Source organism: bacterium, assembly GCA_020444325.1.
In the GTDB taxonomy this organism is placed as follows: Bacteria; Bacteroidota; Ignavibacteria; order SZUA-365; family SZUA-365; genus BM516.
In genome coordinates this window covers 1-25,917 of record JAHLLD010000011.1, presented here as the reverse complement: position 1 = coordinate 25,917, position 25,917 = coordinate 1, and the positions used below count along the sequence as shown (strand labels likewise).

20 protein-coding genes and 1 pseudogene are annotated in these 25,917 nt (G+C 55.7%); 13 read left to right on the top strand and 8 right to left on the bottom strand.

The genetic code is table 11. The features are described 5' to 3' along the window. Positions 1-159: 159 nt before the first annotated feature. Positions 160-870, top strand: coding sequence for a hypothetical protein (locus tag KQI65_13695; protein MCB2205793.1), 711 nt, complete (start codon positions 160-162; stop codon positions 868-870). Positions 871-952: 82 nt separating this feature from the next. Here the strand turns inward: KQI65_13695 and KQI65_13690 are convergent, their stop codons facing one another. The 3 genes from KQI65_13690 to KQI65_13680 form a co-directional block, all read right to left on the bottom strand. Further along, entirely contained in the window at positions 953-2,758 is a 1,806-nt protein-coding gene (locus tag KQI65_13690) for a hypothetical protein (GenBank protein ID MCB2205792.1), read from the bottom strand. Between the two features lie 141 nt (positions 2,759-2,899). After that, entirely contained in the window at positions 2,900-5,188 is a 2,289-nt protein-coding gene (locus KQI65_13685) for a TonB-dependent receptor (GenBank protein MCB2205791.1), read from the bottom strand. A 46-nt stretch (positions 5,189-5,234) separates the two neighbouring features. Beyond that, entirely contained in the window at positions 5,235-5,720 is a 486-nt protein-coding gene (locus tag KQI65_13680) for a hypothetical protein (protein ID MCB2205790.1), read from the bottom strand. A gap of 480 nt (positions 5,721-6,200) precedes the next feature. Here KQI65_13680 and KQI65_13675 point away from each other — a divergent pair. Beyond that, positions 6,201-6,320, top strand: a pseudogene (locus KQI65_13675) (collagen-like protein). 1,081 nt (positions 6,321-7,401) lie between these two features. Here KQI65_13675 and KQI65_13670 read toward each other — a convergent pair. Continuing rightward, on the bottom strand, positions 7,402-7,869 hold the full coding sequence (locus KQI65_13670; GenBank protein MCB2205789.1) for a hypothetical protein: 468 nt from the start codon (positions 7,867-7,869) through the stop codon (positions 7,402-7,404). A gap of 365 nt (positions 7,870-8,234) precedes the next feature. Next, positions 8,235-8,888, bottom strand: coding sequence for a Crp/Fnr family transcriptional regulator (locus KQI65_13665; protein MCB2205788.1), 654 nt, complete (start codon positions 8,886-8,888; stop codon positions 8,235-8,237). Positions 8,889-9,223: 335 nt separating this feature from the next. Between KQI65_13665 and msrA the strand changes: the two genes are divergently transcribed. Next, a complete protein-coding gene (gene msrA, locus KQI65_13660) occupies positions 9,224-9,808 on the top strand; it encodes a peptide-methionine (S)-S-oxide reductase MsrA (protein ID MCB2205787.1) in 585 nt (194 codons plus the stop codon). A 114-nt stretch (positions 9,809-9,922) separates the two neighbouring features. Here msrA and KQI65_13655 read toward each other — a convergent pair whose 3' ends face one another. Continuing rightward, positions 9,923-13,225, bottom strand: coding sequence for a carboxypeptidase regulatory-like domain-containing protein (locus tag KQI65_13655; protein MCB2205786.1), 3,303 nt, complete (start codon positions 13,223-13,225; stop codon positions 9,923-9,925). 234 nt (positions 13,226-13,459) lie between these two features. On the opposite strand from KQI65_13655, the gene KQI65_13650 reads away from it, so the two are divergent. The 10 genes from KQI65_13650 (at position 13,460) to KQI65_13605 (ending at position 24,168) form a co-directional block, all read left to right on the top strand. Next, positions 13,460-15,211: a CHASE domain-containing protein gene (locus KQI65_13650; protein ID MCB2205785.1), complete on the top strand. Its 1,752-nt coding sequence runs from the start codon at positions 13,460-13,462 to the stop codon at positions 15,209-15,211. 186 nt (positions 15,212-15,397) lie between these two features. Next, a complete protein-coding gene (locus KQI65_13645; protein ID MCB2205784.1) occupies positions 15,398-15,985 on the top strand; it encodes a hypothetical protein in 588 nt (195 codons plus the stop codon). Between the two features lie 106 nt (positions 15,986-16,091). After that, positions 16,092-18,050, top strand: a complete 1,959-nt coding sequence (locus tag KQI65_13640) for a carboxypeptidase regulatory-like domain-containing protein (protein ID MCB2205783.1) — start codon at positions 16,092-16,094, stop codon at positions 18,048-18,050. 321 nt (positions 18,051-18,371) lie between these two features. After that, on the top strand, positions 18,372-20,186 hold the full coding sequence (locus KQI65_13635) for an NAD(P)H-dependent oxidoreductase subunit E (GenBank protein ID MCB2205782.1): 1,815 nt from the start codon (positions 18,372-18,374) through the stop codon (positions 20,184-20,186). A gap of 30 nt (positions 20,187-20,216) precedes the next feature. Continuing rightward, positions 20,217-20,930 (top strand): (2Fe-2S)-binding protein, encoded by a 714-nt coding sequence (locus KQI65_13630; GenBank protein ID MCB2205781.1) that lies wholly within the window; start codon positions 20,217-20,219, stop codon positions 20,928-20,930. 20 nt (positions 20,931-20,950) lie between these two features. Then, positions 20,951-21,496, top strand: coding sequence for an NADP oxidoreductase (locus tag KQI65_13625; GenBank protein ID MCB2205780.1), 546 nt, complete (start codon positions 20,951-20,953; stop codon positions 21,494-21,496). Between the two features lie 40 nt (positions 21,497-21,536). Then, complete coding sequence (locus tag KQI65_13620; GenBank protein ID MCB2205779.1) at positions 21,537-22,979, top strand: Ni/Fe hydrogenase subunit alpha; 1,443 nt, start codon at positions 21,537-21,539, stop codon at positions 22,977-22,979. Then, positions 22,979-23,461: a hydrogenase maturation protease gene (locus tag KQI65_13615; GenBank protein ID MCB2205778.1), complete on the top strand. Its 483-nt coding sequence runs from the start codon at positions 22,979-22,981 to the stop codon at positions 23,459-23,461. The genes KQI65_13620 and KQI65_13615 overlap by 1 nt, the downstream gene beginning before the upstream one ends. 56 nt (positions 23,462-23,517) lie before the next feature. After that, positions 23,518-23,892 carry a response regulator gene (locus KQI65_13610; GenBank protein ID MCB2205777.1) on the top strand — a complete coding sequence of 125 codons (375 nt, stop codon included), beginning with the start codon at positions 23,518-23,520 and terminating at the stop codon, positions 23,890-23,892. 93 nt (positions 23,893-23,985) lie between these two features. After that, positions 23,986-24,168 carry a hypothetical protein gene (locus KQI65_13605; protein MCB2205776.1) on the top strand — a complete coding sequence of 61 codons (183 nt, stop codon included), beginning with the start codon at positions 23,986-23,988 and terminating at the stop codon, positions 24,166-24,168. A gap of 9 nt (positions 24,169-24,177) precedes the next feature. Here KQI65_13605 and KQI65_13600 read toward each other — a convergent pair whose 3' ends face one another. Beyond that, positions 24,178-25,605, bottom strand: a complete 1,428-nt coding sequence (locus KQI65_13600; protein MCB2205775.1) for a M28 family peptidase — start codon at positions 25,603-25,605, stop codon at positions 24,178-24,180. A gap of 131 nt (positions 25,606-25,736) precedes the next feature. Beyond that, a partial coding sequence (locus KQI65_13595; GenBank protein ID MCB2205774.1) for a hypothetical protein occupies positions 25,737-25,917 on the bottom strand: 181 nt, incomplete at its 5' end.

Sequence of the window (25,917 nt, the reverse complement as noted above, 5' to 3'; positions counted from 1 at the left end):
GAGCGGCGGTAATTCACGTCCCCACGCGGAGCGTGGGGACGATGAAAAAAATGGAAAGATGTAAAAATGGAAAGATGGAAAAATGGAAAGATGGCAGATCCGGTATTATTCCATTTTTCGATTTTTCCATCTTTCAATTCACGACGAAGGAGTGATACTATGAAGCCTGATTTTCCGGTAATAATATTGATAGGACGTCCGGCGGCGGGGAAGTCGGAGGTGATTGATTTTCTGAAGAAGACGCCGGTGGAGGAGCGACTGCGTCGTTTCGGTATCGGGGCGTTTGATGAGATCGATGATTTTCCGATGCTGTGGACCTGGTTCGAGGACGATGCGCTGCTCGAGAAGGTAATGGGTAAGCCGCGTATGCATACGGATGCCGATGGATACTTCCTGCACCAGTATCAGTGGGATCTGCTGATTGAACGCATCAGCCTGGAGTATGATAAAAAGCTGCGGGATCCGCAGTATCACGACACACACACTGCGATTCTCGAATTTTCCCGCGGCAGCGAGCATGGCGGGTATCGGAGCGCATTTCAGCATTTGAACGATGCCATCCTGGAGAAGGCCGTGGTGGTGTTTATCCAGGTGCCGTACGAGGAATCACTGCGGAAGAACCGCAAACGCTTCAATCCCGACCGGCCCGATTCCATACTCGAGCACGGACTGCCGGATGCCAAGCTGGAGAAAATGTACCGGGATATCGACTGGGAGGAATTTTCCGCCGCTTCCCCGACCCACCTTGAGATCAAGGGGCACCGGGTGCCTTACGTGGTGTTCGACAATATGCCGAGCAAGACCGATGATCCGGCTCTGCTGGGGCCGGCGCTGGACGATGTGTTTCAGCGCGCACGCGAACTGAAGTAAAATGATAGCGCCCCGGGAAGAACCGGGGCGCTGCATTTCTGTCAGGGAAGGGAATTCGGGGTGGGGAATTGCCAGGCACGTATTACACAGCCGCAGGCTGGAGATCCAGCAGGCGCGCTTCGAGTTGCGCGAGCATTTCCTGCATGCGATTGCGTACCTGCTCACTTTCTTCGCGGATTTCCGGAATGAGCGAGCGGTAGTACTTGATACCCTGCATCAGGTTCTCATGGAAGGTATCGAAGAGGGCGGATTTGCGCTGTGAGAGGCTCTCCATCTGCTCCTTCATCTGGCGGTGCAGGTAATCCACGTACAGCTGCAATTCCTTGATGAAGACATGGGGACGATCGGGATCGGTCATCAGGTTGATGCGGCCATAGATATGATCCACCATCTGTCGCAATGAAGCGATACGCGAGAAGTATGCGAGGTTCGGACCGGGACACACCGACACAGCCTTGCTGAGTTTCGGCATCTCGATGTCTTTTACCGCAAGCGCGGAAATGGTCAGTCCTTCACACAGGCAGGCTTTGTCGACTGCTTTGGCGTATTCCTTCTGATAGGTCTCATCGTCTTCGATACGATCACGCAGGTCACGAATCTTCTTCTTGAGATAGGTGATCGAAGCCGTGCACACTGGCTTGTCCGTGAACTCGGTATTGAAGGTGAGGAATTTCTTGACACAGGGACTCCCGGGCTTACCGGATTCAGCGAGCGCTGCCTTCTCCAAATCCTTGCTGTTTCTGCGGACGTTGTTGAAAGGCACACCGAGTGGTGAAACGTCGCTGAGGTAGAGATCGTCTTCGCCTGCCTTGCTCAGAAGGTCGAGCGTGTCGTGTTCCACATTCATGACTTCGGGAACCAGGAGGAAGGGGCTTCCCCAGCCGATGGATTCCAGGTTGTAGTGACGCAGCAGGAAGCTCTGTTCTTCCGGCGTCCCGACGCCGCCCTGTGCAGTCACTGAGATATTGAGATGCGGAGGAATCGTTTGCGTCCCACGTTTTTCGAGAGCCTTGAGGTATTCGGCATGCTGGTCGGCGAACAGTTCGTCGCGACGATGCCTGAATTCCTCGAGTATCGGTCCCATGAGCAATCCATCCGTCGCAAACGCATGTCCGCCACAGTTGAGTCCTGACTCAATGCGGAATTCGGAAACCCACAGTCCACGCTTGGCCAGGTATTTTCCCTGGATAAGTGCAGAACGGAAATCACTGACCTTGATCGTGATACGTTTGCGTAGAACGCCCTGTTCGTCAGGGAAGAAATCCGGGAAGTTGGAGAGATAGCCGTAGAGTCGGGGATTCATTCCCGCAGAAAACACGACGGAACTCTCAAGGGCACTGTTGGCAAAACCGCGCAGCGCGGCATGGGCGTCGTTGAACTCTGTCGGCTGCGTCTCGCCGCCGGGGAGCTGCTGGGCTGTATCGAGCTTGGTCATGATATTGACATCGATAGCGCCGCTGGTCATGTTCTGCCGCAGCCACTGCTGCAGAAGCAACTTTTTCTCCATATCCTGTTCGGCGAGCATTTCATCGTAGCGACGCTTGAGCAGGGAGGAGTCAGGCAGCATTGTGAAATAGCGCTGCAATTCTTCGTCGGTTTCGAAGGATGCGGTGCGCAGGGCCTGGAAACGTTCCTGCACTTTTCGCTGGATCATATCGAGGTACGCGGTGATGCGGCGTGCGCGGCTGTCCTCGTCCTTTGCTTCAATCGGGGAATATGGAAGACCGTCCTGCTGCATGTAATGCTTCCGCAGCTCTTCGAGCAGAGAGTCGTCGACGAGAGACATCACGGACGATATTCCGAGATGCGCAACCTTCAGCGGGGCATCGACACTGTAGCCGATACCGAGAACGGGGATATGGAATGTATGATCAGTGGCTATGGTCATGAAATATCCAATCGTCAGAATTGAGTAACGCGGCTGGGTCGGCTGCGAGTGCCTATCGGGATAGGCACATTACAACAAGATAAGGCTCAAAAAGACAGGGAGCAATGGTAATCCACGGAACAGTGTGCGAGTCGTGTACCATCAAAACACGTTTACGCGCGTCCTGATTCCCGCATAGACCTCCCTCCCGCGGACAGGACCCCACACGAATGCGGTCTCAAAGCCGCGTTCGAAGGGACGCTGTGCGTTCAGGATGGGGGACTGTTGTCTGAAATCCAGCAGATTCTCCACACCAACGTAAATATCGAGCCAATCCCAACGATGTTGCGCATGCAGATGCACGAGTGAGAAACTCCGGCTCGGTTCCGGTACAGCAGCGGTGGGACCGGGAGTGAGGGGCAGCGACGCAATTGTCGAAGGGAGTGTCTGTTCTCCATGCCATTCGAGCGTCAGAGTGCCCTGCCAGCTCTCATCTTCGGTGGAGAGGTGGAGAACCCCGAGAACGCGATGCAGGGTAGTGAACGGAATGCGCCGTGTTTCACCGTTGATTTCTTCGTAATTGTCGGAGTAGGTATATGCAAGACGGCAGGTAGCGGCTGCGATTTCAGCTGTTGCTTCCAACAGAATATTGTCGGCTGCCGAGGTCCCATCGATATTGCGAAACACCACCAACGATGGATCATCGTCATATTCCGCGACAACCTGCCGCGAAAAGACCGTGCGGTAGGCATCCAGTGAGAGCGTTCCACGAATTTCGCCTGTTGTGTACATATGTGTGAGATTTGCCCCGAAATTGACCGCGCGCTCACGACGAGGATCGCCTTCTATGACGATATCACGCCAGCTGGCGAAGGCTGCGGGGTGTTCGAGGAAGGGACGCGCATTGCGATAGGCGGTTCCGGCCGATGCCCGCACTGTTGTCTCCTCATCGAGGTTGTAGCGCAGCATGGCACGGGGCGTCAGAACTGCGCCGTCGAGGCGGTGGTAGTCGACCCTGGCTCCGGCGACAATTCCCAGCCTGTCTTCAAAGAAGGAAGATGCATTCTCCACGAAAATACCCGGCGAACTGATCAGATCATCATGGTTTCCGGCGTAGCTCTTGCCGTGGGGGTTGCTGCCGAGATCAATGCTGGCATCGAGATTGGAATACTGCCAGGATGCGCCGGCGAGCAGGACCTGGTCGTCGGTCCAGGTACTGGAATATGCAATATCTGCATATCCGCTGTGTTCGATTGCATCGAAAAGGGTTGTACCATACCATGCCTGCTGTTGATGTCGGCTGCCTGCGAGATGCAGCTTGAGCGCCTGCTGCTCACCGAGGGGAAACTCAGTGCGGTTGTAGAATTCGATTCTGCGATTCTGAATCAACTGGCTATATCGTCTGCCGCCACCCAGATCACGTTCCTGCTCAAAATCCATCGATCCACCCAGACGGTCCTCCCAGGTGTATTTCAGTCCGCTGCGCATCAGCAGAGCACCGTCATTCTCATACATCCATTTCGTAAACAGCGAAAATCGATCCGTAAGAGGGGCGTCCATGAACCCGTCACCATTGCGATCGCGTCGTACTCCGCGCCGGATTCCCTGCACGGCGAGCATGCCGCTCCATCGATCCATGCTGCGCATGACATAGGCGTTGTATTGCTGCTCGAGAAAGCTGTTGGTGAATGCGTTGAACAGCAGCGGACGTTCGCCGTCACTTTCATGCAACATGACATTGACCTGACCTGAGAAGGCGTCGCTGCCCTGGATGACGGAATTCGCTCCCTTGCTTACGTATATCCTGTCGATGAACGGACCGGGCAGGAAACTGACACCGAAGCGCGCATTGAGTCCGCTTACCATCTGCGGCACATCGTCAACGAGGACCTGGGTGTATCTGCCATCGAGTCCCAGCATACTCAGCTGTTTTGTGTCCGTGACAATATCCACCGCCTCTGCCTGCACGGTTGCAGTCGTCCCGAAACAGCCCGCCAGGTCGCAGCAGGCGGCATGTTCGAGTTCGTCAGAGGTGATGACTTCCGTTTTCTGCGTCAAAGGAGCAATGTAGGTGTCCGGCGCAGTAGCGGTGATTTCGACTTCCCCGGCACTCCTGGCCTGCGTAAGTGTGATGGTGATTTCTCCCGGGTTCGGCACCACGAGGGTGTCGGCTCTGAACTGCACGTGGCTGACGATCAGCGAGGTGCCCGGGGATTCAGAGTATTGCAGCTGAAACCGCCCCTTCCGGTCGGTGACCGTGCCGCTCCTTGTCCCTGCCCAGTAGACATGTGCTCCCTCGACCGGCTGAATCTCATTATTCAGCTCACCCCGTACGGTACCGGTAACCTGCTGCTGGGAATGAAGAGCTGCCGGGATGAGCAGTGCAAGTAAAATGATGATGGTCGAAGTGCGTTTGCGCACCCGTGCCACGAATGCGTGAGAATACTGCATGGATCTCTCCTTGTGAAAATGGAATGGGAATAAAGATGAGGAGAGATCAGCCGCGAGGGGGCTGCAGGGGGAGAGCAAGGTCGATGGATGTCAGATTCTGATCGCCGAGCAGGAGGAGAGGTGAGGAAGGGAGTACGGTGTGTGCAGTGGCGTCAACGTGCAGGAAAATCAACGCAGCGGATTGACAGCCGCAATCCGTGCAATGCTGATTGTCACAGGGACCGCCGCAATCTTCGCAGGGCGCGGAGGCGGCGTCGCGTGCGGAACGGTTTTCGTGTTTCGCCGACGATGGTTGCTTGTCGTAGTCCTGCACATCGTCCGCGTGGCAGCATGCCTGCGCGTCATCACACATTGCCACAACGGATTGCTGAGTTTCAACGTGCAGCTGCTGAGTTTCAACGTGCAGCTGCTGAGTTTCACCATGCAGTAGCGGTGCTTCACCCTGCAGGGAGGGGGATGCCTGCACGACGCCGAGTCCATTCAAAGGGACAGCGAGAAAAAAAATGAGCATGGCAACTGTTGCGATCTGCATGCGATATGAACTGCGCGTTAGCATTGTCAGGCAACTTACGTCGCATGCTCCCGCGATGCAATGCAAAAGCCTGTTATTATTTGTGTTCATCACTTGACTGCATCCGTCCTATTCCATACATTGAATCCCGACAATCGTCTCTCAAAACTCTTTTCGAGTTTTCCTGAGCTGGACAAAAGAAAAAAGGACATGAAAATAATATTTGCTTCTGTCAGATAAATAGAGTATTATCGGGTTAGAACATGCTTAACCCTTGTTTATGCAGAAGTTGCATAATGGCTGTATCGAGGGGAACGCGCAGAAAGGCAGAAGTAAAAGAAATTGCACTTGATTGATTCTCATAGAGCCGTAGAACCGGCCATGACCCACAATCCCACCATTACCATTACAGGAGAGGTTATGAAACTACCCGCCATGCTTCGTGCGATTGCAGGTATGTTTGTGCTTGCATGCCTCGCTTTTTCACTTAGTGCTTGCGAAGGTCCGGAAGGTCCCGCAGGCGAAGACGGCGTTGCCGGAGCGACGGGGCCTGCAGGTCCTGCCGGTGCGCAGGGTGAAAAAGGCGAGAAAGGCGATCCCGGTGAAGCCGGTACCGCCGGTTGTATCCAGTGCCATGATGTTTCTACCGACGTGAAGGCGAAAGTGCTGCAGTATCAGGCATCGACGCACTTCCTCGGTGGCAACTTCGAGCGCGCGACGTCGTCCTGCGCCGAATGCCATACGCATGAAGGCTTCATCGAGAAGATGGAGACGGGCTCCGTTGCTGCTACGATTGCGAATCCGACTCCGGTCGGCTGCCGCACCTGCCACAATCTTCACAAAGATTACGCACCCAGTGATTATCAGCTGACGACGACGGCCCCTGTGACCTTCCTCGCCAACGAAAGCGAATCCTACGACTTCGGTAACTCCAATCTCTGTGCCAACTGTCACCAGCCGCGTGTCTGGGCGCCGGAAGTCGGTGGTCCGGATGTCGAGATCAGCAGCTCACGTTATGGCCCGCATCACGGTCCGCAGTCAGCCCTGCTCGCCGGTACCGGTGGCTATGAAGTTGCTGGTTCCCTTCCTTACGACAACACCGCCCACACGACGATGATCAGCGATGGCTGCATCACCTGTCATATGGCCGCTGCGTACGGAACGCAGGCCGGTGCGCACACCTGGAAGATGGCGTATGATTATCATGGAAATATTGAAGACAACATGGCCGGTTGCGCAAACTGCCACGGCAGTGCTGAAGACTTCAATATCAATGGCGCCATTGACACCTTTGACAACCTCGCCGCTCAGCTCGAGCAGCTTCTCATTGACAAGGGCGTCCTCACCGAGAGCGGATCGGCCGTTTCTGGTCAGACCGTCTCTGCGGATCTCGCTGGCGCACTGTGGAACTACCGCTTCCTCGTTCTCGAGGATGGTTCGCACGGCGTGCACAATCCCAAGTATGCAAGGGCAATGCTTCAGAACGCTATCGAAGCGATTCAGTAAGCACCTTTCATAGACTATTCGAAAACGTCCCCACGGTTCGTGGGGACGTTTTCTTTTCTGCCCATTAAGAAAGCCCACCTTCAAGCGGAAGGTGGGCTTTTTCATGACCGGCCGGTTTGAGCAGTGATATCGCTTACGCGCAGGCACAGCTTCTGATTCACAGCCTCGCTTCGCGAAAACCAGTTGCTTGCGGATATCAGCCGAGCTGTTTGCGGATGCTTTCGAGTTCGGCGATGGCCGCAGAAAAATTGTCGATCAGGCGATCGATGACGCTTCCGAGTTGCGAGGCATTTACAGGGACGTAATCATTATTGATGATGCTACCTCTCTGTGCGGGTACAGACCTCGTTGCAGCAGCTGCACGCGGTGTGCGAGTGGGAGATTTGGGGGCAGAAGCTGTCGGTTGGACTTTCCCCGTGCCGGCTTTTTTCCCGGCCTTTCTTCCGCGGGTCGGCGCCTCAACCAGTCCTTTGTCAACACGCGCCTTGAAATCGGCAACGCGTTGATACACTTTGTCTGTCACCCGCGTCGCCTTCCTGTTCTTGATATTGCCCAGTGTGATCTGGTTGACGGTGGATTCCCGCGAGATTGCGGCAACCGTCCATCCTGCATCCATCAAATCCGTCAGATGCTGTGTGACGAGTTCAAGTTTGTCCTGTGTCATGCGGTGTTCCCTGCATATTGTGAAATAATACTTCGATTACTTTCAGGTAAAGGGTCCCGTGGGACCGGTATCCAATATACGTGTTTCCCTTGCATGGGGCCATATTCTGCTGCGCTTTACGGGGGCAGGGACATAAAAACCCGGTCCAGAGGACCGGGTTGAAGCGGAAGTCTATCCTGAGCCAAGGGTATTCTGCCGCTGTCTATGATTATGGGGACAGCATTCCTCGTGGGGAGCCGCGACTGCCTGCAGGTAGCTATACCGTGCACGGACAGCAATACCGAGAGCGGACAGTGTACTGTGTGCTGCTGATTCATGCTCAGAGGGAAAATACTTCCCCGCGCGCGGCGAATCAGTGACTTTAGTCACAAAAGCTCATTTCTTTTCTTCATTTCCCTGCGATCGAGAATGCGGATTTCTCCTCGCGCAAGTGACAGCAATCCATCACGTTCGAATTCCTTGAGATGCCGGCTGACAACTTCACGCGCACTGCCTACTTCATTGGCAAGTTCCTGATGCGTGATGGTGAGTACGGGCTGCGCATCACTGGTCTGTTCGAGCAGCGCATCGAGCAAGCGAAGTTCGACGCGGCGAAACAGCATGTCGTCAACGAGTCCTATCACATTATTCAACGTCCTGCTCAGATAGCCGATCACGTAATCGCGCCAGAAATCCTCCCGTGCCGTCCAGTCGCGGAACACATCTGCCGGCACCAGCCAGACCTCACTGTCCTCCTCCACGACGGCATGCGCGGGAAACATGGAGGTTTTCATCAAACAGGTCAGCGTGAGAATACAACTCTCACCTTCGCGTATGCGATAGAGTGTGACTTCGTGTCCCTGCCTGCTGAGTTTGAACACGCGAATCATTCCCGTCTTGACGATGGGAAAATGATGGCAGGCGTCCCCCTCGCGGCTGAGTTCTGTTCCTGCAGGGATGCTCTGGAGAATGGCATGCTTCTCGAAGGATGAATGTACGGCTTCGGAAGCCTGGGCCAGGAGTGGAATATCAGGCTGCATGAAATGCGACGGTTATTGTTTGACGGCTGATACATTATAAGACATTTCATGTCGCTTATCCACCGTCACTCCCAAAATGCTCGAGAAGGATCCCGGACAGCGACCGCCTGGCGTGTTCTGAGCGAAGGGGGGGAAGCTTTTGCGTTGCACCGGGGACGATTTTCCCGCTCCTTGCTGTTATACTCATACGAACAACGATGGAGTAGCACACAATGCGTACTATTGTTCTCGCTGTCGCCCTGTTCTGCTTCCCGTTCTGGACGGGTTGCGGAAACAACAGCGGTGCTGATCAGGCGGCAACATCTGAGATGACATCAACAGGCAATTCGGAAGAAATGAGGAATACAGCTATGCAGAATACAGAGGATCTGCCGACTGCAGACGACGGAATACAGCAGGAGGCGAGTGGTATCAAGGATACGGCGACCTTCGGCGGTGGCTGTTTCTGGTGCATTGAGGCAATTTTCGAGCAGCTCGACGGAGTGGAGTCCGTCACTGCCGGGTACGCCGGGGGCTCGGTGCCGAATCCCACGTATCAGGCGGTGTGCAGCGGGGAAACCGGTCATGCCGAGGTGGCGCAGATCGTGTTCGATACCGGACTGATCAGCTATGCCGAACTGCTGGAAATGTTCTGGCAGGCACACGATCCTACAACGCTGAACCGCCAGGGTGCGGATGTCGGAACACAATACCGCTCTGCCATATTCTACAATGATGAAGAGCAGCATGAAATCGCGGAAAAATCGAAAAAAGCTGCGCAGGAGTATTTCGACGATCCCATCGTGACGGAAATAGCGCCGCTCGACCGTTTCTGGCCGGCGGAGAATTATCACCAGGATTACTACCGCAACAACCGGCGCGCACCGTATTGCCAGGCGGTCATCGCCCCGAAACTGCGCAAGCTGAAACTCGATGATTGACCTGTGCTTCGGACCGCGGGACGGAGTACCACCGCAACGCTGAATTTCAGGACCATATACAACAAGGGCTGCCCAAACTGCGGGCAGCCCTTGTTGTCTTGTTAGGGGAATTGGTTATTTCATCAACGTCATGCGTCTGGTCTGGAGCACCTCGCCGCTCTTGAGACGGGCGAAGTAGAGACCGGACGGAAGTCCCGTCGCATCGAAGTTGACGGAGTAGCTTCCTGCGTCATGCATGCCCTCGGCCAGCGTTGCGATTTCGCGTCCGAGAAGGTTGTACACGCGTAGCGTGACATCGGTACGTTCCGGGAGATCGAAGCGCAGGGTGGTCGAAGGATTGAAGGGGTTCGGATAGTTCTGATACAGGCGCACCGTGGCAGGCAGGGAAGGACTATCGTCCACTGCAGTGACGGAGCTGCGCTGCGCGGCGATGTTTGCCTTGCCGCTCGCATCGTCCACTGTTGTCTGCTGACCGGAATTGTCGAACAGCACTTCCGAAACCATGACATCAAGGCTTCCGTTGGTCGTGTTCTGCATCAGGTAGCTGCCATCGCCGCCAGTGACGGTGAAGAAGACATTACCTTCGGCATCCATGCCATAGATCCATGCATCGGCCAGCGCATTGCCGGTCGAGGCATCGGTGACGACACCGCTGACCTCAGCCATACCGGTTTCGGACACAGGGTCGAGCATGAAGGTCATGCTGCCTGTTGCACCTTCCCAGCGGCTTTCCTTCCAGTTCATGGTACCGCCGGCATACTGTCCGACATACCCGATCGCGCGGGTACGGATGATGGCGTTTTCCCAGGCCTGGAATTCAAAATGCCCCTGGATGTTGGTGGTCGTGGTCAGACGCATGCCGTTGACGGGGTTGATGGCTTCGACGAGCACGTACTGCGGTACCGAGCTGTTGCCCCGCGCGAAGACGTAACCGCGGAAGATTCGCGGACCAACAGGTGAAGTCGCCAGGGCCATGTCGATGCCGGTCACTGCTGAAGGAGCGCTGACCGTGACAGGGGTCGCAGTGCTGGGACTGGTTGCGTCATCATAGAATTCACCGAGATGACCGGGTCCGGCCGCGAAGACGATGTAACTGTCGGAACGGAGTCCTTCAATCGTGTAATCACCATTGGCATCCGTGCGGGCCGCGCGTTCAAAGCGCATGTTGCTGCCGCGTACGAAGACGACGGCATGGGGGAGGGGATCGCCGGTGTCTTCATCCGTGATTGTGCCACTGATACTTCCGCCAGCGTCGAGTGCAAAGTCAATGCCCGACACGGTCTGGTTGCTGACCGTTACGGAGGTGGCATTGCTCATATCGGCTGCATCGTCATAGTACTCTGGAAGATAGTGCTGCGCCTCTGCGCGGACGATGTAATCTGCAGGGGGGAGTCCATCGATGACATAGCTGCCATCTGCTGCCGTACGTGCAGTGCCGAAATTGTGCGGCACATTTCCGGCGGGCGTAATGCGGACGTTGGACCAGGCGCGCACAATGGCGTCCTGAATTCCGTTGCCTGCGGCGTCTTTCACCACACCGGTAATCGAGCCACCGAACTTGTCGAGTGCGAAATCGATGCCGGTGACAGAGCCGCTCTGCGTGACGGTGACGGCTGTGGCCTGGGCGATATCGGTGACATCATCATACCATTCGGCACCATAACCCGTGGCGCTGCAATGGACCATGAACGTGCCAGGATGCGTGGCAAGGTGGTAGTTGCCATTGGCGTCGGTGTACGCAAATGCGCGGGAATTGGGTCCGTCGAGCACGATCAGTGCATGCTCAATCGGAGCACCGGTCGCAGCGTCGGTGACCGTGCCATCGATGCCCGGGAGCATATCCAGCCCGAAATTGATACCACTGGTGGTTTGACCGTCGATGACCGAAACCTTGGTGGCGAGTGTCAGGTCCGTCTCGTCATCATAGTATTCCATGACATAGCCGTCTTTGACAGCCTGCACATACCAGTCGCCCGTGGCCAGTCCGGTGATGCGATACTCGCCGTTCGCGTCGGTCCGGCTGAACGCACCTGCGTTGCTTCCGGATGGCGTACGATGATTCGGATCGCCGAACGCGCTCATCGCAGCGCCTTCGATGGGATTGCCGTTGGCATCTTTCACGGTACCGGTAATCACACCGCCTTCACCCAGCGTGAAATCGATACCCGTTTCGGCCGTGTTGTTCGCATCGAGAGTGAGGGAAGTTGCCTGGGAGGCATCCGCGACGTTGTCGTAATACTCGGTCACGAGTCCCTGCATCATGGCATGCACGATAAAGGTGCCTGCGGGCACGTCGATGCTGTAGCTGCCGTCCACCGCACTGCGCGCGGAGAGCCAGCGAAGCATCGGACCGCTTTGCATTTCAGCAAAGATCGTGGCGCCTTCGATGGGATTGCTGTTATTGTCGTACACCGTTCCGGAGATGGTGTAGACAGGATCCGGCTGACGCTCATTCAGTCCGAAATCGATGCCCGAGGCCGTACCGGCATTTGCGATGGTGACGGGATCTGCATTCGCGGGATCCGTTTCGCCATCGTAGTACTGCTGGACGTAATTCTGTTCCATCGCCATGACGATATAGTCGTCATCCACCAGGCCCTTGATTTCATAGTGCCCCTGTGCATCGGTACGGGCATGGAATCCGGCAGTGCTGCCATTGGGCGGAATGCGGTTCCCGTCGGGACCCGCAAACACGATGGCGCCTTCGATCGGCGCGTTCGTGGCGGCGTCGTAGACCGTACCGGAAATACTGCCGCCTGTGCTCAGGACGAAGTCGATATCATCGATAGTCGTTACGTTGGGATCCGTCACATACGTTGTTGCCTTGTCACGGGTCAGGGCATCGTCATGGTACTCAGGGATGTACCCGTACGCCTCGGCGTAGACGATATAACTGCCTGCGGGAACGTCCACGCTGTAATCGCCGTGCGCGTCGGTTTTCCCCGTTACGAGGAAGGGAAGCATGCCGACACTCATCACCGACACTTCGGCGTCCTGTATCGGTCCGTTAACGTCGCTGACGTTGCCGGAGAATGTATGCGTCGAGGCCCCGAGTCCGAGGACAATTGCAACATCGGCAGTCAGTGTGACATTATTTACCGTGGCCGTTGCAGTGACGACACCGCGGGGCGCGCCGTTCTGCGCTGCGGCGGTGAGAAGACCGTTGCCGTCAATACTGCCGAATGCCTGGGGATCCAGGCTCCAGCTGAGCTGCCCGATCTGTACCTCCTGGCGTCCCGCCGCCGTGAACTCGTAAGCCTTGGCGGTGAACTGAATCTGTTCGCCCGGCTTGACCGTCAGGGGTCCCGCAGGTGTGTGGGACGGACTGATCTCCAGCATCATACGCGTATTCTGAGCCAGAGCCAGAGAAGTCGAACACAGCAGAATTGCGAGGATGAGTGGTAATCTTCCTCTCATGGTGTTCCTCCGTTGTTATGAAGAATGAATGATTTGCCGCTGCATATGTGATAATGACAATATAAGTCCGTGAATTGTTACATGCCGGGAAGGGAAAGCTGCAGTTTCCCTACAATTTTTTCATGTGGCGTTAAGTCTCTGTTAATGTTCGCACTGTAAGTTGTCATTGTTCGCTGCGATGTGGTGACGTGGCGGACATTCGTAAGAGGAGAGAACAACACAAGGGCGAACGTCATGCTTCGCTACACATATCGAGAACTCACAACTTTTTCGCTCGTCATGCTGCTCATGATGTGGGCGTTTTACCTGCTCGATTCCGTGCATACACGCTGGGTCGAAGGCAGGGTGCGCGCGCATGTCGCCGAGCAGCTGGTGCAGCGCGGCGTAAGGCTCAGCAACACGCTGAACGGCAAGATTTCCCTGCTGTACGGCATGCGAAGTTTCGTGGAAATTGATCCTTCCGAGGCTCGTCTCGAGAGGGAATTCCCGTATATCGCGGCCACGTTGCGCGGAAATTCAGGTGGCATCCGCTGCCTGCAGCTCGTGCACGATGGCGTCATCAGCCATGTCTGGCCGGAAGAAGGCAACGAAGCCGTGATTGGTTACGATCTGCTTGCCGATCCGCGTCCCTCGGTTCCCCGTACCATTCGCAAAGCCATGGCCTCGGACGGTGTTACCTTCAACGGTCCCCTCGAACTCAAGCAGGGAGGCCGCGGGCTCATCGCACGTCTGCCTATTCAGAAGAATGGAGAGACCTGGGGACTGGCTGCAGTGGTGATTGATCTTGAGCAGCTCATGCTGGAAGCGGAGGTTACATCCCGGCTCGGGAGTATGCTCGTATCAGTACGTGATCCGGACAAAAACATTTTTTACGGCGACCCCGAAGTTTTTAAATCCGCTCCTGCCGTGCAGCGCATTCCACTCATAGATGGATTCTGGGAACTCGCTGCGGTGCCTTCTATCGGCTGGTCTGCTTCCGTCAGCGATCAGGTCAATGCCTTCCGCATTGCGGGAGGAATCATCATTCTGCTCCTGCTCAGCCTCTTCGTCGTCTCGACGCGCAACAAATACGTGCTCAGTCGCCTTGTCGAGAGCCGGACGGGGGAACTGCGCACTCTCAACACCGAGCTGCAGCAGGAAATCGATGCGCGCAAACGCACCGAGAAGGACCTTATCACCGCCCGCGACAAGGCGGAACATTCGGAACGACTCAAGGATGCCTTCATCAGCAGTATGTCGCATGAAATTCGCACGCCGCTGCATGTCATTCTGGGGTATGTCGAACTGCTGCGGGCGCCGGATGAAGAAATCGGGCATGATAAGGATGCCTACATCGACAGCATGCGCAATGCCGGTGGCAGATTGATGCGGACCGTGGAGGAAGTGCTGCATATCTCCAGTCTCCGTGCCGGCACCTTCCAGCTGAGCAGGGAGGACATTGATATCGTTCGCAAAACGAAAGATGTCATGCAGAATTATCATCAGGCAGCCTCAGACCGTGGACTGGGACTGGTATTCCGTTCACGACTCTTGCGTGCAAACGTACATGCCGACAGGTACTGCGTTGACCAGATACTGCACAACCTGCTTGACAATGCCATCAAATACACCGAAAAAGGCAATGTCGAAGTTTCCATTGACGGAAACAGCAATTCCTGTACCCTGCAGGTGAAAGATTCCGGTATCGGGATTTCCGAGGAATATCTGAAACACGCATTCGACGTGTTTTCCCAGGAACAGATTGGTTATTCGCGTCCCTATGAAGGTATCGGACTGGGACTGGCGCTGACGAGAGAATACATCCAGCTCCACGGCGGTGAAATCGACGTACACAGCGAAAAAGGCGTCGGATCAGTGTTCACCGTTACGCTTCCTGCGACGGCAACAACACAGCATGCCATTCCGGAAGAGGAATGGAAGAAAAGCCGTCCCACGGTCGAAGCGCCCTCACTCAGACTCATCCGGGATGCTGCCAATGTGGCCTGATCCCATGGAATGACAGGCAATACCGTACGATTCCCTCCTCACACACGAGGGCAGAAAGCCGCATGCAACCATTCATGGTTCCGCGGCTTTCTGCTTTTATTTTGAAAATCATCGGTGTCCCGTTTCGGAACAGTGCGCGGCTGCGTATATTGCATGCACGAATTTCAGCCGTATATACAAGAAAATATGCCGGACACTCAGCCATTTTTCATCGCCACTATCGACGAGGACGCCGCAACAGTGCGATTGTTGCAGCGCACGCTCGGCAGCGGGGAGGGGTATCAGCTTCGTGCGTATCCGACTGCTGCACGCTTTGTAGAACATATGCAGGAGGACGGCAGTGCGTGTCCTTCCGCAATCCTCCTTGCGTTGACAGGGGAAGGCATTGCACCGTTGTCAGATGTTTCGCGGGTACAGAAGTGCTGCGCATCCGTCCCATTGATCATCCTCACTGACACGCAGCACCGCGAAACAGCCTACGAAGCGCTTCGCAGGGGTGCGGCAGACTATTTTTCGCGTCCCATCGACGTCCGCAGGCTCAGTCACGTACTTCCGCGTATGATCGCGCGTTCCTCATTAGCTTCCAGCCGCGAGAGCACAAAGACAATGACCATGGACGAAGTGAAACAGGCCGCCGTTCGGCAGGCGCTCCGCAGCAGTCGGGGGAATGTCCGTGAAGCCGCCCGCCTGCTCGGCATCGGACGCACGACGATGTATACACTAATGGACCGCTATGGCATCGAAGCGGATCGCACATTAAACCCGAGGGTGTAACTTTATACCTCATAAGGTGTTATGTATTCACGCTCACGCTGATTTCCCATTTCTCCCTCAATCATGTCGCCCGAGCTTCCCGGGCCCGCAAACACAAGGGTGTGCCATGCAGATCAACAGATACGTTCTTCTCCTCCTGTTTTTCGGAATATTTCTCCTTTCCTGTTCAGACGATTCGACGAACGAGCCGGCAACAGTAAGCGTGTCCGGCGTCGTGAAGAAAGCGGGAGGCAGCGATGTTATCACCGGGGCGAAGGTGACTGCAAGTCGGCACGACAACAGTGAAGTGCTCGGCAGTGCGGTGACCGACGGCGAAGGTTCATTTACCATCTCGGGTCTCCCGCAGGTCGTGATGGACCTCCTCGTGGAAGCGGATGGATACTCTCCGGTGCTTTTCAGCGCCATGGATCCTTCCACGACAACGGAAGATCTTTCCGCGATGTCCGTGCAGATGACAGCGGTGGACAGCTGCTGCAGTGGGGTGTTCATTCTGCATGTCAAGAATACCGCAGGAGAAAAGCTGCAGAACATTCCCGTCGTGATCAAGAAGGATGGCGTCATCGTACAGGATCCGCGTACCGATGAGAATGGGAAAGCCGTCGAGGACGGATTGTGTCCAGGCGTCTATACGTTCCGTATCGCCACCGAGACTTACAAAGTGTACGAAGGGACATTCACCATCAATACCAGCTGTGAGCCCGTGGAAATGACCGCAGTGCTGGAGCCGAAGGCTGAAGTGTGCTGCGACGGGAAGCTTACCGTGACCGTCAAGGACCCGCAGGGGCAGTTCATCATGGGGGCCACAGTCCGACTCTGGAAAAACGGCGTGAAGATTGCGGAAACCACGACCAGCGGCAACGGTATCGCCGTATTCGAAGATCTCTGCGGCGGAAAGTATGGCGTCGGTATTGTCAAGGAAGGCTGGACGGGAAGGGAGTTCAATTTCAATATCAACGAGAGCTGCGACCCTGTTTCCGAAACCGTGGTGATGGAGCAGGTGGGTTGCTGCCAGGGCGTGTTTACGCTCATCGTGCGTGACGCCAACAACAATCCCGTGCAGAATGCCAAGGTGCTCGTACGCAAGGGCTCGCAGGTGATCGAGGATCCCCGCACCGATGCGAACGGGAAAATCATCGTCGATGGACTCTGCAAGGGTGAGTACAACTACCGTGTTTCGAAAGAAGGATACAAGGTGGTTGAAGGGGTGTTCGCCATCAATGAAAATTGCGATCCGGTCACAAAGGAAGTGACGCTGGAGTCTGTCACCCCGGAATGCTGCAGCGGCGTGCTGACCGTCACCGCACTCGATCCGCAGAGTCAGCCCATTGCCGGCGCCACCGTTCGTCTCTGGCACAACGGCGCAATGCTCCGTTCGGCACAGACGAATGCCAGTGGGATTGCAGTATTCGACAGTCTCTGTACCGGTGGATATGGCGTTGATGTGTCAAAGGATGGCTGGACGGAACGTGAGTTCGAAATTGGTATCGGCGAAAACTGCGAGCCCGTTGCAAAAACGGTGGTCATGGAACAGCAGCCCTGTTGTGAAGGCGTGCTCACGCTGGTCGTGCGCGACGGCAACAACAATCCTGTGCAGAACGCCAAAGTGCTGGTGCGTAAGGGATCGCAGGTTATCGAGGATCCTCGTACCGACGCCAACGGGAAAATCATCGTTGACGGACTCTGCAAGGGCGAATACAATTACCGCGTGTCGAAGGAAGGCTACAAGGTCGTCGAAGGAGAATTCAGCATCAACAGCAGTTGCGATCCGGTGACGAAGGAAGTGATCCTTGAAACCGAATCGGTCTGCTGCAGTGGCGTGCTGACGGTTACCGCAGTCGATTCCTCATCGACACCAGTGCAGGGCGCAACCGTCAAGCTCTGGAAAAACGGCGTGGTCATTGAGAGCACGCAGACCGGTCCGAATGGCCAAGCGGTGTTCGACGGGCTCTGCAAGGGAGAATACGGCGTTGACGTTATGAAGAGCGGATTCAATAACCGTGAATTCGGCTTTGCCATCAATGCGAACTGCGACCCCTATAACAAGACGGTGGAACTCATCCCGTAACCATGCACACCTGATGAAGGAGTTCCCCGCAACTTCCTGATCATGACAACAGAATCCCGGCAGTGTCTGCATGCTGCCGGGATTTTTTTATGCAGAATCTGCATATCCATCTCGGTGTTCTGCGCGAATCGAGAGGAAAATCCCGTTTGAAATGACTGGATACGGGGCAGGTTATGCAGAAACTGCATATTTTTTCTCTCTAATCGAGAAATTTTTCGTGATTGTTTGGATAGGTTGCACTCGAATGATAATTTGCACTATGAAAATCTCTTAATCTGAGATTGAGCTGATAAACAGTGAGTTACTTTGAGAGGTAATTGGATGTCAGAAAACCTGGAATCGGTCATCAAGACGATCTGCGAAGGGCTCGGAAACGACGCGACCCGGATGATGGATATCGTTCGGGAAGTACAGGAGACCTTCGGCAGCGTGAACGATGATGCGATGGATCTCATCGCGGCGCAGGTGCAGACACCTCGCGTCGAGGTCGAGAGCGTGGTTTCTTTCTACGCGTTCCTGACCAAAAAACAGAATGGCAGTGTCGTCATACGCCTATGCGACGACATCATCGACCGCATGTTCGGCTTTGAGCGGATCAAGCAGTCCTTCACCGAGGCTCTCGGTATCGAAGTGGGAGAGACCACGGAGGACGGACGATTCACGCTCGAGACCACGCCATGCATCGGCATGTGCGATCAGGCTCCCGCCGTGATGGTCAACGAAGAAATCTTCACGGAAGTGTCGCGTGACACCGTGCATGATATTGTCGAACAGCTGAAGGAAGGTGTCGCTCCGGAACGGATTCGTCGGCGCCTTGGTGACGGCAACAATTCGAGTCCCCTCGTCGGTGCCGCGGTAGCGAACAACATTCGCAAGGAAGGCGAAGTCATCTTTGCTCCGCTCGAGTGTGGACGCGCACTGAAGAAAGCGTTGGCCATGAGTCCGAATGAAGTCATTCGTGACATCAAGACGGCGCGTCTGCGCGGCCGTGGCGGCGCAGGTTTCCCTGCCGGTATGAAATGGGATTTCACGCGCGCTGCGAAGGGCGAAAAAAAGTTCGTCATCTGCAACGCCGACGAAGGGGAGCCGGGTACGTTCAAGGATCGCGTAATCCTTACCGAACGTCCCGAGCTGTTGATTGAAGGAATGGCCATCGCCGGTTACGCCATCGGCGCACAGGAAGGCATCATTTACCTTCGAGGCGAATACGCATACCTGCGTCCTTTCCTCGAGGATATGCTGCAGAAAGCCCGCAACACGGGCATGCTCGGTGAGAAAGTTTTCGGCAACGAGAAATATTCCTTTGACATTCGCATCCAGATGGGCGCAGGCGCCTATGTCTGTGGTGAGGAAACCGCACTGATCAGTTCATGTGAAGGACTGCGCGGTGATCCCAAGAATCGTCCGCCGTTCCCGGCACAGAAGGGCTATCTCGGGCATCCGACGTCCGTCAACAACGTGGAAACCTTCTGCTGTGTGGCACGCATCCTGGATCAGGGCGCGGGCTGGTTCTCGCAGATCGGTTCCAAGGGAAGTACCGGCACCAAGCTGCTGAGCATCTCCGGCGACTGCCGTCGTCCGGGAGTGTACGAAGTTCCCTTCGGCATCACCATGAATGAAGTCCTGGAAATGGCCGGTGGCGCAGGAGCCACGGCGGTGCAGGTCGGCGGTCCGAGCGGAAGTCTGATCGGGCCTGAAGACTTCACTCGCACGATCTGTTACGACGATCTGGCCACGGGCGGCGCGCTGATGATATTCGGTCCCAACCGCAACGTGCTCGAGATCGCGGAATATTTCATGGACTTCTTCATCGATGAGAGCTGCGGCTACTGCACACCCTGCCGTGTCGGCAACGTGCTGCTGAAGGAGCGTCTCCAGAAGATCATGGAAGGAAAGGGTGAGCCCGCCGATCTGCAGTACCTTGAGGATCTCGGCAAAGTCGTGAAATCCACGAGCCGCTGCGGACTCGGTCAGACCTCTCCGAATCCGGTGCTGACGACACTGAAAAACTTCCGTTCGGCATACGACGCGCTGGTCAAGGAAGATCAGCCCTTCCAGCCGACCTTTGATATCCAGAAGGCATTGGGCGACGCCAAGCGTATTGCGGGCCGACCCTCCATGCACTTCGCCGAATAACACGCAATTGAACGAAATCGGAATACAATCATGAGTGAGAACACCATCACGTTCGAAATTGACGGCGTAGAAGTGCAGGGAACGGCCGGGCAGACCATTATGCAGGCCGCCGATGCCGCGGGCATTTATATCCCGCGCCTCTGTGCTTTTGACGGACTGCTGCCATATGGCAGCTGCCGCGTCTGTACGGTGAAGGTCAACGGACGCTTTCAGTCTGCCTGCACCCAGCCGATCGCAGCCGACATCATCGTAGAAAACGACACGGAAGAACTGCTCGAGTTCCGCCGCAACCTGGTAGACATGCTGTTCGTGGAAGGAAACCACTTCTGCATGTTCTGTGAGAAGAGCGGGAACTGCGAACTGCAGGCGCTGGCCTACAGGCTCGGCATCACCGCGCCGAAATATCCGTACATGTTCCCGGCCGACCGCAATGTGGATGCATCGCATCCCGCCGTGTTCATCGACCACAACCGCTGCATTCTCTGCGCCCGCTGCGTGCGCGCCTCGCGCGACCTCGACGGGAAGAATGTCTTCCAGTTCGTGGGCCGCGGACACGAGAAGCGTATCGCGTTCAATTCACGCGCACGTCTTGTGGATACGGATCTCGACGCAAGCGACAAGGCGATTGACGTTTGTCCCGTCGGTGCCATCCTGCGCAAGCATGAAGGCTACGCGACGCCCGTCGGCAAACGCCAGTACGACCACGCGCCCATCGGTGCGGACATCGAAGCAAACAAACATTGACCAAGGAGCAGGAACACATCATGGCCAAGCCAAAAGTTGCAACCACGTCCCTGGCCGGATGCTTCGGATGTCACATGTCCATTCTCGACATCGACGACCGCATCCTCGACCTCGTGGAAATCATAGACTTCGACAAGTCTCCCATTAACGATATCAAGGAGTTCACCGGCGAATGCCTCGTTGGCATCGTCGAAGGCGGCTGTGCGAACGAGGAAAACGTTCGCGTGCTGCAGGACTTCCGCAAGCATTGCAAGATCCTCATTTCCCTCGGTGACTGCGCGATCAACGGCGGACTCCCCGCCATGCGCAATACCATCCCGCTGAAGGAATGTCTTGATGAGGCATATCTCAACGGTCCCTCCGTGCACAACAGTACAGGGAAAATTCCTAACGATCCGGAAATCCCCCTGTTGCTCGACAAGGTGTATCCCTGCCACGAAGTGGTGAAAGTGGATTATCACCTGCCCGGGTGTCCGCCATCCGCAGAAACCATCTGGCAGGCGCTCACCGCGCTGCTGACGGACAAGCCGCTGGAACTGCCGTACGAACTGATCAAATACGACTAATCCCTCGGGATGACACGTGAAAGGAAAAGGAGATAATAACGTGCAAGATACACAAGATCTCAGGCGGGTCGTCATTGAACCCGTGACCCGTGTCGAAGGACACGGGAAGGTGACCATCCTGCTCGATGAGCAGAACAAGGTCAAACAGGCGCGGCTCCATATCGTGGAGTTCCGCGGTTTTGAGCGCTTTATCCAGGGACGTCCCTACACCGAAGCGCCCGTGCTCGTGCAGCGTCTGTGCGGCATCTGTCCCGTCAGCCATCACCTCGCCGCAGCGAAGGCGATGGACCTCGTGGTAGGTGTCGACAAATTGACGCCGACGGCGGAGAAGATGCGCCGGCTGATGCATTACGGACAGATGTTCCAGTCGCACAGTCTGCATTTCTTCCATCTCGCATCACCGGACCTGCTGTTCGGCTTCGACGCCGACGTCGCCATTCGCAACGTCATCGGCGTCGCCGCCAAGCACAGAGACCTCGCGGTGCAGGGTGTGATGATGCGCAAGTATGGCCAGGAAATCATCAAGGCCACGGCAGGAAAGAAAATCCACGGTACCGGTGCCATTCCGGGCGGTATCAACAAGAATCTTTCGATCGAGGAACGCGACAGTTTCCTGAAAGACATCGATCAGATGACGGAATGGTCACGCGGCGCACTCAAGATTGCGAAGGATTACACAGTGGAGAATCTCGAAGCTGTGGCGCCGTTCGGCTCCTTCGATTCGAATCATCTCTCGCTCATCCGTGAAGACGGTGCCATGGATCTCTACCATGGAAACCTGCGCGCCATCGACGCACAGGGCGGGAAGATTTTCGACCAGGTCGACTATCAGAACTACCTCGACTATATCGCGGAAGACGTCCGTGACTGGTCATACATGAAGTTCCCCTTCATCAAATCGCTCGGCGTGGATGATGGCTGGTACCGCGTGGGTCCCCTCGCACGCGTCAACGCCTGTGATTTCATCGACACTCCCGAAGCGGAAGCCGCCCGGAAGGAATTCATGGCGGTGACCGACGGAAAGCCGAACAATCTGACCATGGCCTATCACTGGGCACGCATGATCGAGACGCTGCATTCCATCGAGAAAATCCGCGAATTGCTCGAGGATCCCGATCTGCAGGGCACCGATCTTGTGGTCAAGGGCGATCGTCGTCCCGAGGGCGTGGGTCTGATCGAAGCGCCGCGCGGTACGCTGTTCCATCACTACCGTGTCAACGAAAACGACCAGGTCGAGATGGCCAATCTCATCGTATCGACAACGTCGAACAACGAGCCCATGAACAGGGCAGTGTCCAAGGTCGCCATGGATCATATTTCCGGTAAGGCGGAAATCACCGAGGGACTGCTCAATCACATTGAAGTCGCCATTCGCGCATACGATCCCTGCCTGTCCTGCGCCACCCACGCACTGGGCAAAATGCCGCTGGTCGTGCGCCTGGTCGATGCCGAAGGTAACGAGGTTGCGAAGAAGAGTACCTGATGAGTGAAGCGCGCACAATTCTGTTGATCGGTTTCGGCAATCCGGGCCGGCTCGATGACGGACTCGGTCCCGCCCTCGCCGCTGAGGTGGAAGGCTGGCCAATGTCTCATGTCACAGTCGACTCTGACTACCAGCTGACCGTGGAAGATGCCAGTGATGTCGCGAAGCACGATATCGTGATCTTTGCGGATGCGTCGACCAGCGGGAAGGAACCGTATTACGTGGAAGCCATTGAACCCAAGGCCGCCTTGAGTTTTTCGAGTCACAGCGTCGAACCCGCCGTGCTGCTGCACCTTGCACAGACACTGTTCGAGGCAAAGACACGTGGCTACATCCTTGGCATTCGCGGATATGAATTCAACGAATTTGGCGAACGTCTGTCACCGGCAGCGCAGGAAAATCTTGATCACGCGCTGCAATACATCAGAATGGTACTCGAGGATCCACAGCTGCTCGAACAGACGAGCGGCGAAGCCAACTGATCCTTCGCAGGAAACCGCATGCGAATACACGAGATTTCATCATATGGAGATGCACAATGAATGACGGCAAACACGTGGTCCTGTACCTGGACGACGATCAGGACATGCTCGACGCGGTGCGCATCATTCTCGAAGCCAATGACTACGAGATGGTCGAAGCGCACAGTGCCGAGGAAGGACTGCAGGTGTACAAGGACACCAATCCCGATTTCCTTCTCGTCGACCTCATGATGGAGGAAGTGGACGCCGGAACCAACTTCGCCAAGGAGATGAAAGTCCTCGGCAATACGGCCCCGGTGTTCATGCTCAGCTCCGTCGGAGACAGTCTCGACGACAACACCGACTACAGGGAACTCGGCCTCGATGGCGTGTTCCAGAAACCCATACATCCGAAAACACTTCTCTCCATCCTGAAAAAGAAGCTGGGATAGTGGAGTGATGGTCTGAACGGATCCTCACCAGGATGGATTGAATGCAAAGGGGCAGGCCCGTTCGGGCCTGCCCCTTTGCCATGGAATGATGGAATGATGGAAGGATGGAAAAATGGAAACATCCATCGTCCCCACGCTCTGCGTGGGGACGCGTATCCTGAACGCTCTGCGTTCATGCAACCCATGAATCGCCGCAGAGCGGCGGTTTCGTACGTCCCCACGCAGAGCGTGGGGACGATGAACGATGAAGCTCTGCGTGAGGACGATGATTATTAACAATCGTCGCTAGTCGAAGGTCCACTCGCCTGTTCGTTTCAGTTTTTCATCCAGCTTGTGCTCGATGAGCCAGTCACGGGTTTCTTCGCGGTTGCGGCGGACGTAGGGGAGATCGCTTCGATTCGCAAGTTCATTGGCGAGTATGGAGACGACTCCCGCAACCTCACTGAGGTATTTGCGGTTGACGAGGTCGAAGGTGTCGCCGAAGTCATGGTAGGTTTCTACCATGTGCTTGTCGAGGTGTCCCAGAGGGGTAATGGCGGGAATACCCGCGAGCATGAACGGGGCATGATCGCTTGCGGTCCAGGGCGTGCTGATCACGCCGCGGGACATCTCAAAACCGTGCATTCCGGCATTCAGTTCTTCGAGGAAGGGGAGGAGATGCTTGTTTCCCATGGCGTTGAAGCCATTGATGGAGCCGGTCATATCCATATTGATCACAGTATGGATGGGTTCGTCCTCATGCATTTCGACGTACCTGCGCGCACCCCACAGTCCCATCTCCTCGCCGTTGAACCAGACGAATTCGATAGTGCGGGCGTTGCCGGGGGATTCGGAGGCGAGAATGCGTGCGACATCAAAGAGGATGGCGGTACCGAGTCCATTGTCGATGCTTCCCTGCCCGATATCCCAGGAATCAAAGTGCGCGCCGATCACAATTTTTTCCTCGCTGGCACCCGGCAGAGTGCAGACGACATTGGCACTTTGCACCTCGGTGCAGTACGAGTTGGTCGTAATGCGCATGCGAACCGGCACGTTGCGTTCCAGCAGACGGTACAGGCGCTGTCCTTCCTCCCATGTGATACTGAACGCGGGTATGGGCGTGGGATCTCCCGAGAAATTCCCCATGCCACAGAGTACCATGCCGCCTTTCTTGTTGTTGATAAACAGTACGGCACGCGCTCCGGCGTTCGCTGCATTCCGTATCACCTCCATACGCAGCAGTGCATCCCGTCCCCCGAGTTTCTCCTGCGTGACAAGTGCGATGTTCCCTGCGATGTTCGTGCTGTCAAAGTCCTCGACATACCCGCGGTTGCACCAGGTGAGCGCCGTTTCGAACTCGGGCGTGCGATCGACATAGCCAAGTGCGACAGCACGGAAGACGCGATCCGATGGAGTGATCATGCGCACTTCGTCCTCGCCCCGCACCCAGCCAGGCACGGTGAATTTCTCCATCCGCGGTTTCAGTCCCTGTCTGAGCAGCTCTTCCATCAGAATCTGCATGCCCTGCTTGTTCTGCTTCGAGCCGATCCAGCGTCCCCCTGCCTCATCACTCAACCGCTCGAGCATGTCATACGACGCATTATCCAGAAAAGCAGAACCCATGAGCTGACGCTGCATGGCCGTGGACTGGGCGTGTGTCTGCGCCGAGACGAGCGCAAGGAGTGTGAGGAGTATCAGCAGTGGTGTACAGATAATGCGGTGTTGAAGCTGCATGGAACGTATTAAGTTAGGTGATTGGGTATCTGGAACTATGGAAAAATGGAAAAATGGAAATATGAAAATATGAATGTGGCACGGTGATATTTCCATTATTCGATCATTCCATCTTTCCATGGACTGCAAATTCATTCATGGACTGCGAATTCAGGGATTGCTTCCGTAAAGCCAGCAGGCGTCCGGAGACATGGCAGGGGAAGCAATCCCTGCTCCAGCTGAGTTTGGAATCTGCAATCTGCGATCTGCAATTTGAAATCTGCAATTTGAAATCTGCAATTTGAAATCTGCAATTTGAAATCTGCAATTTGA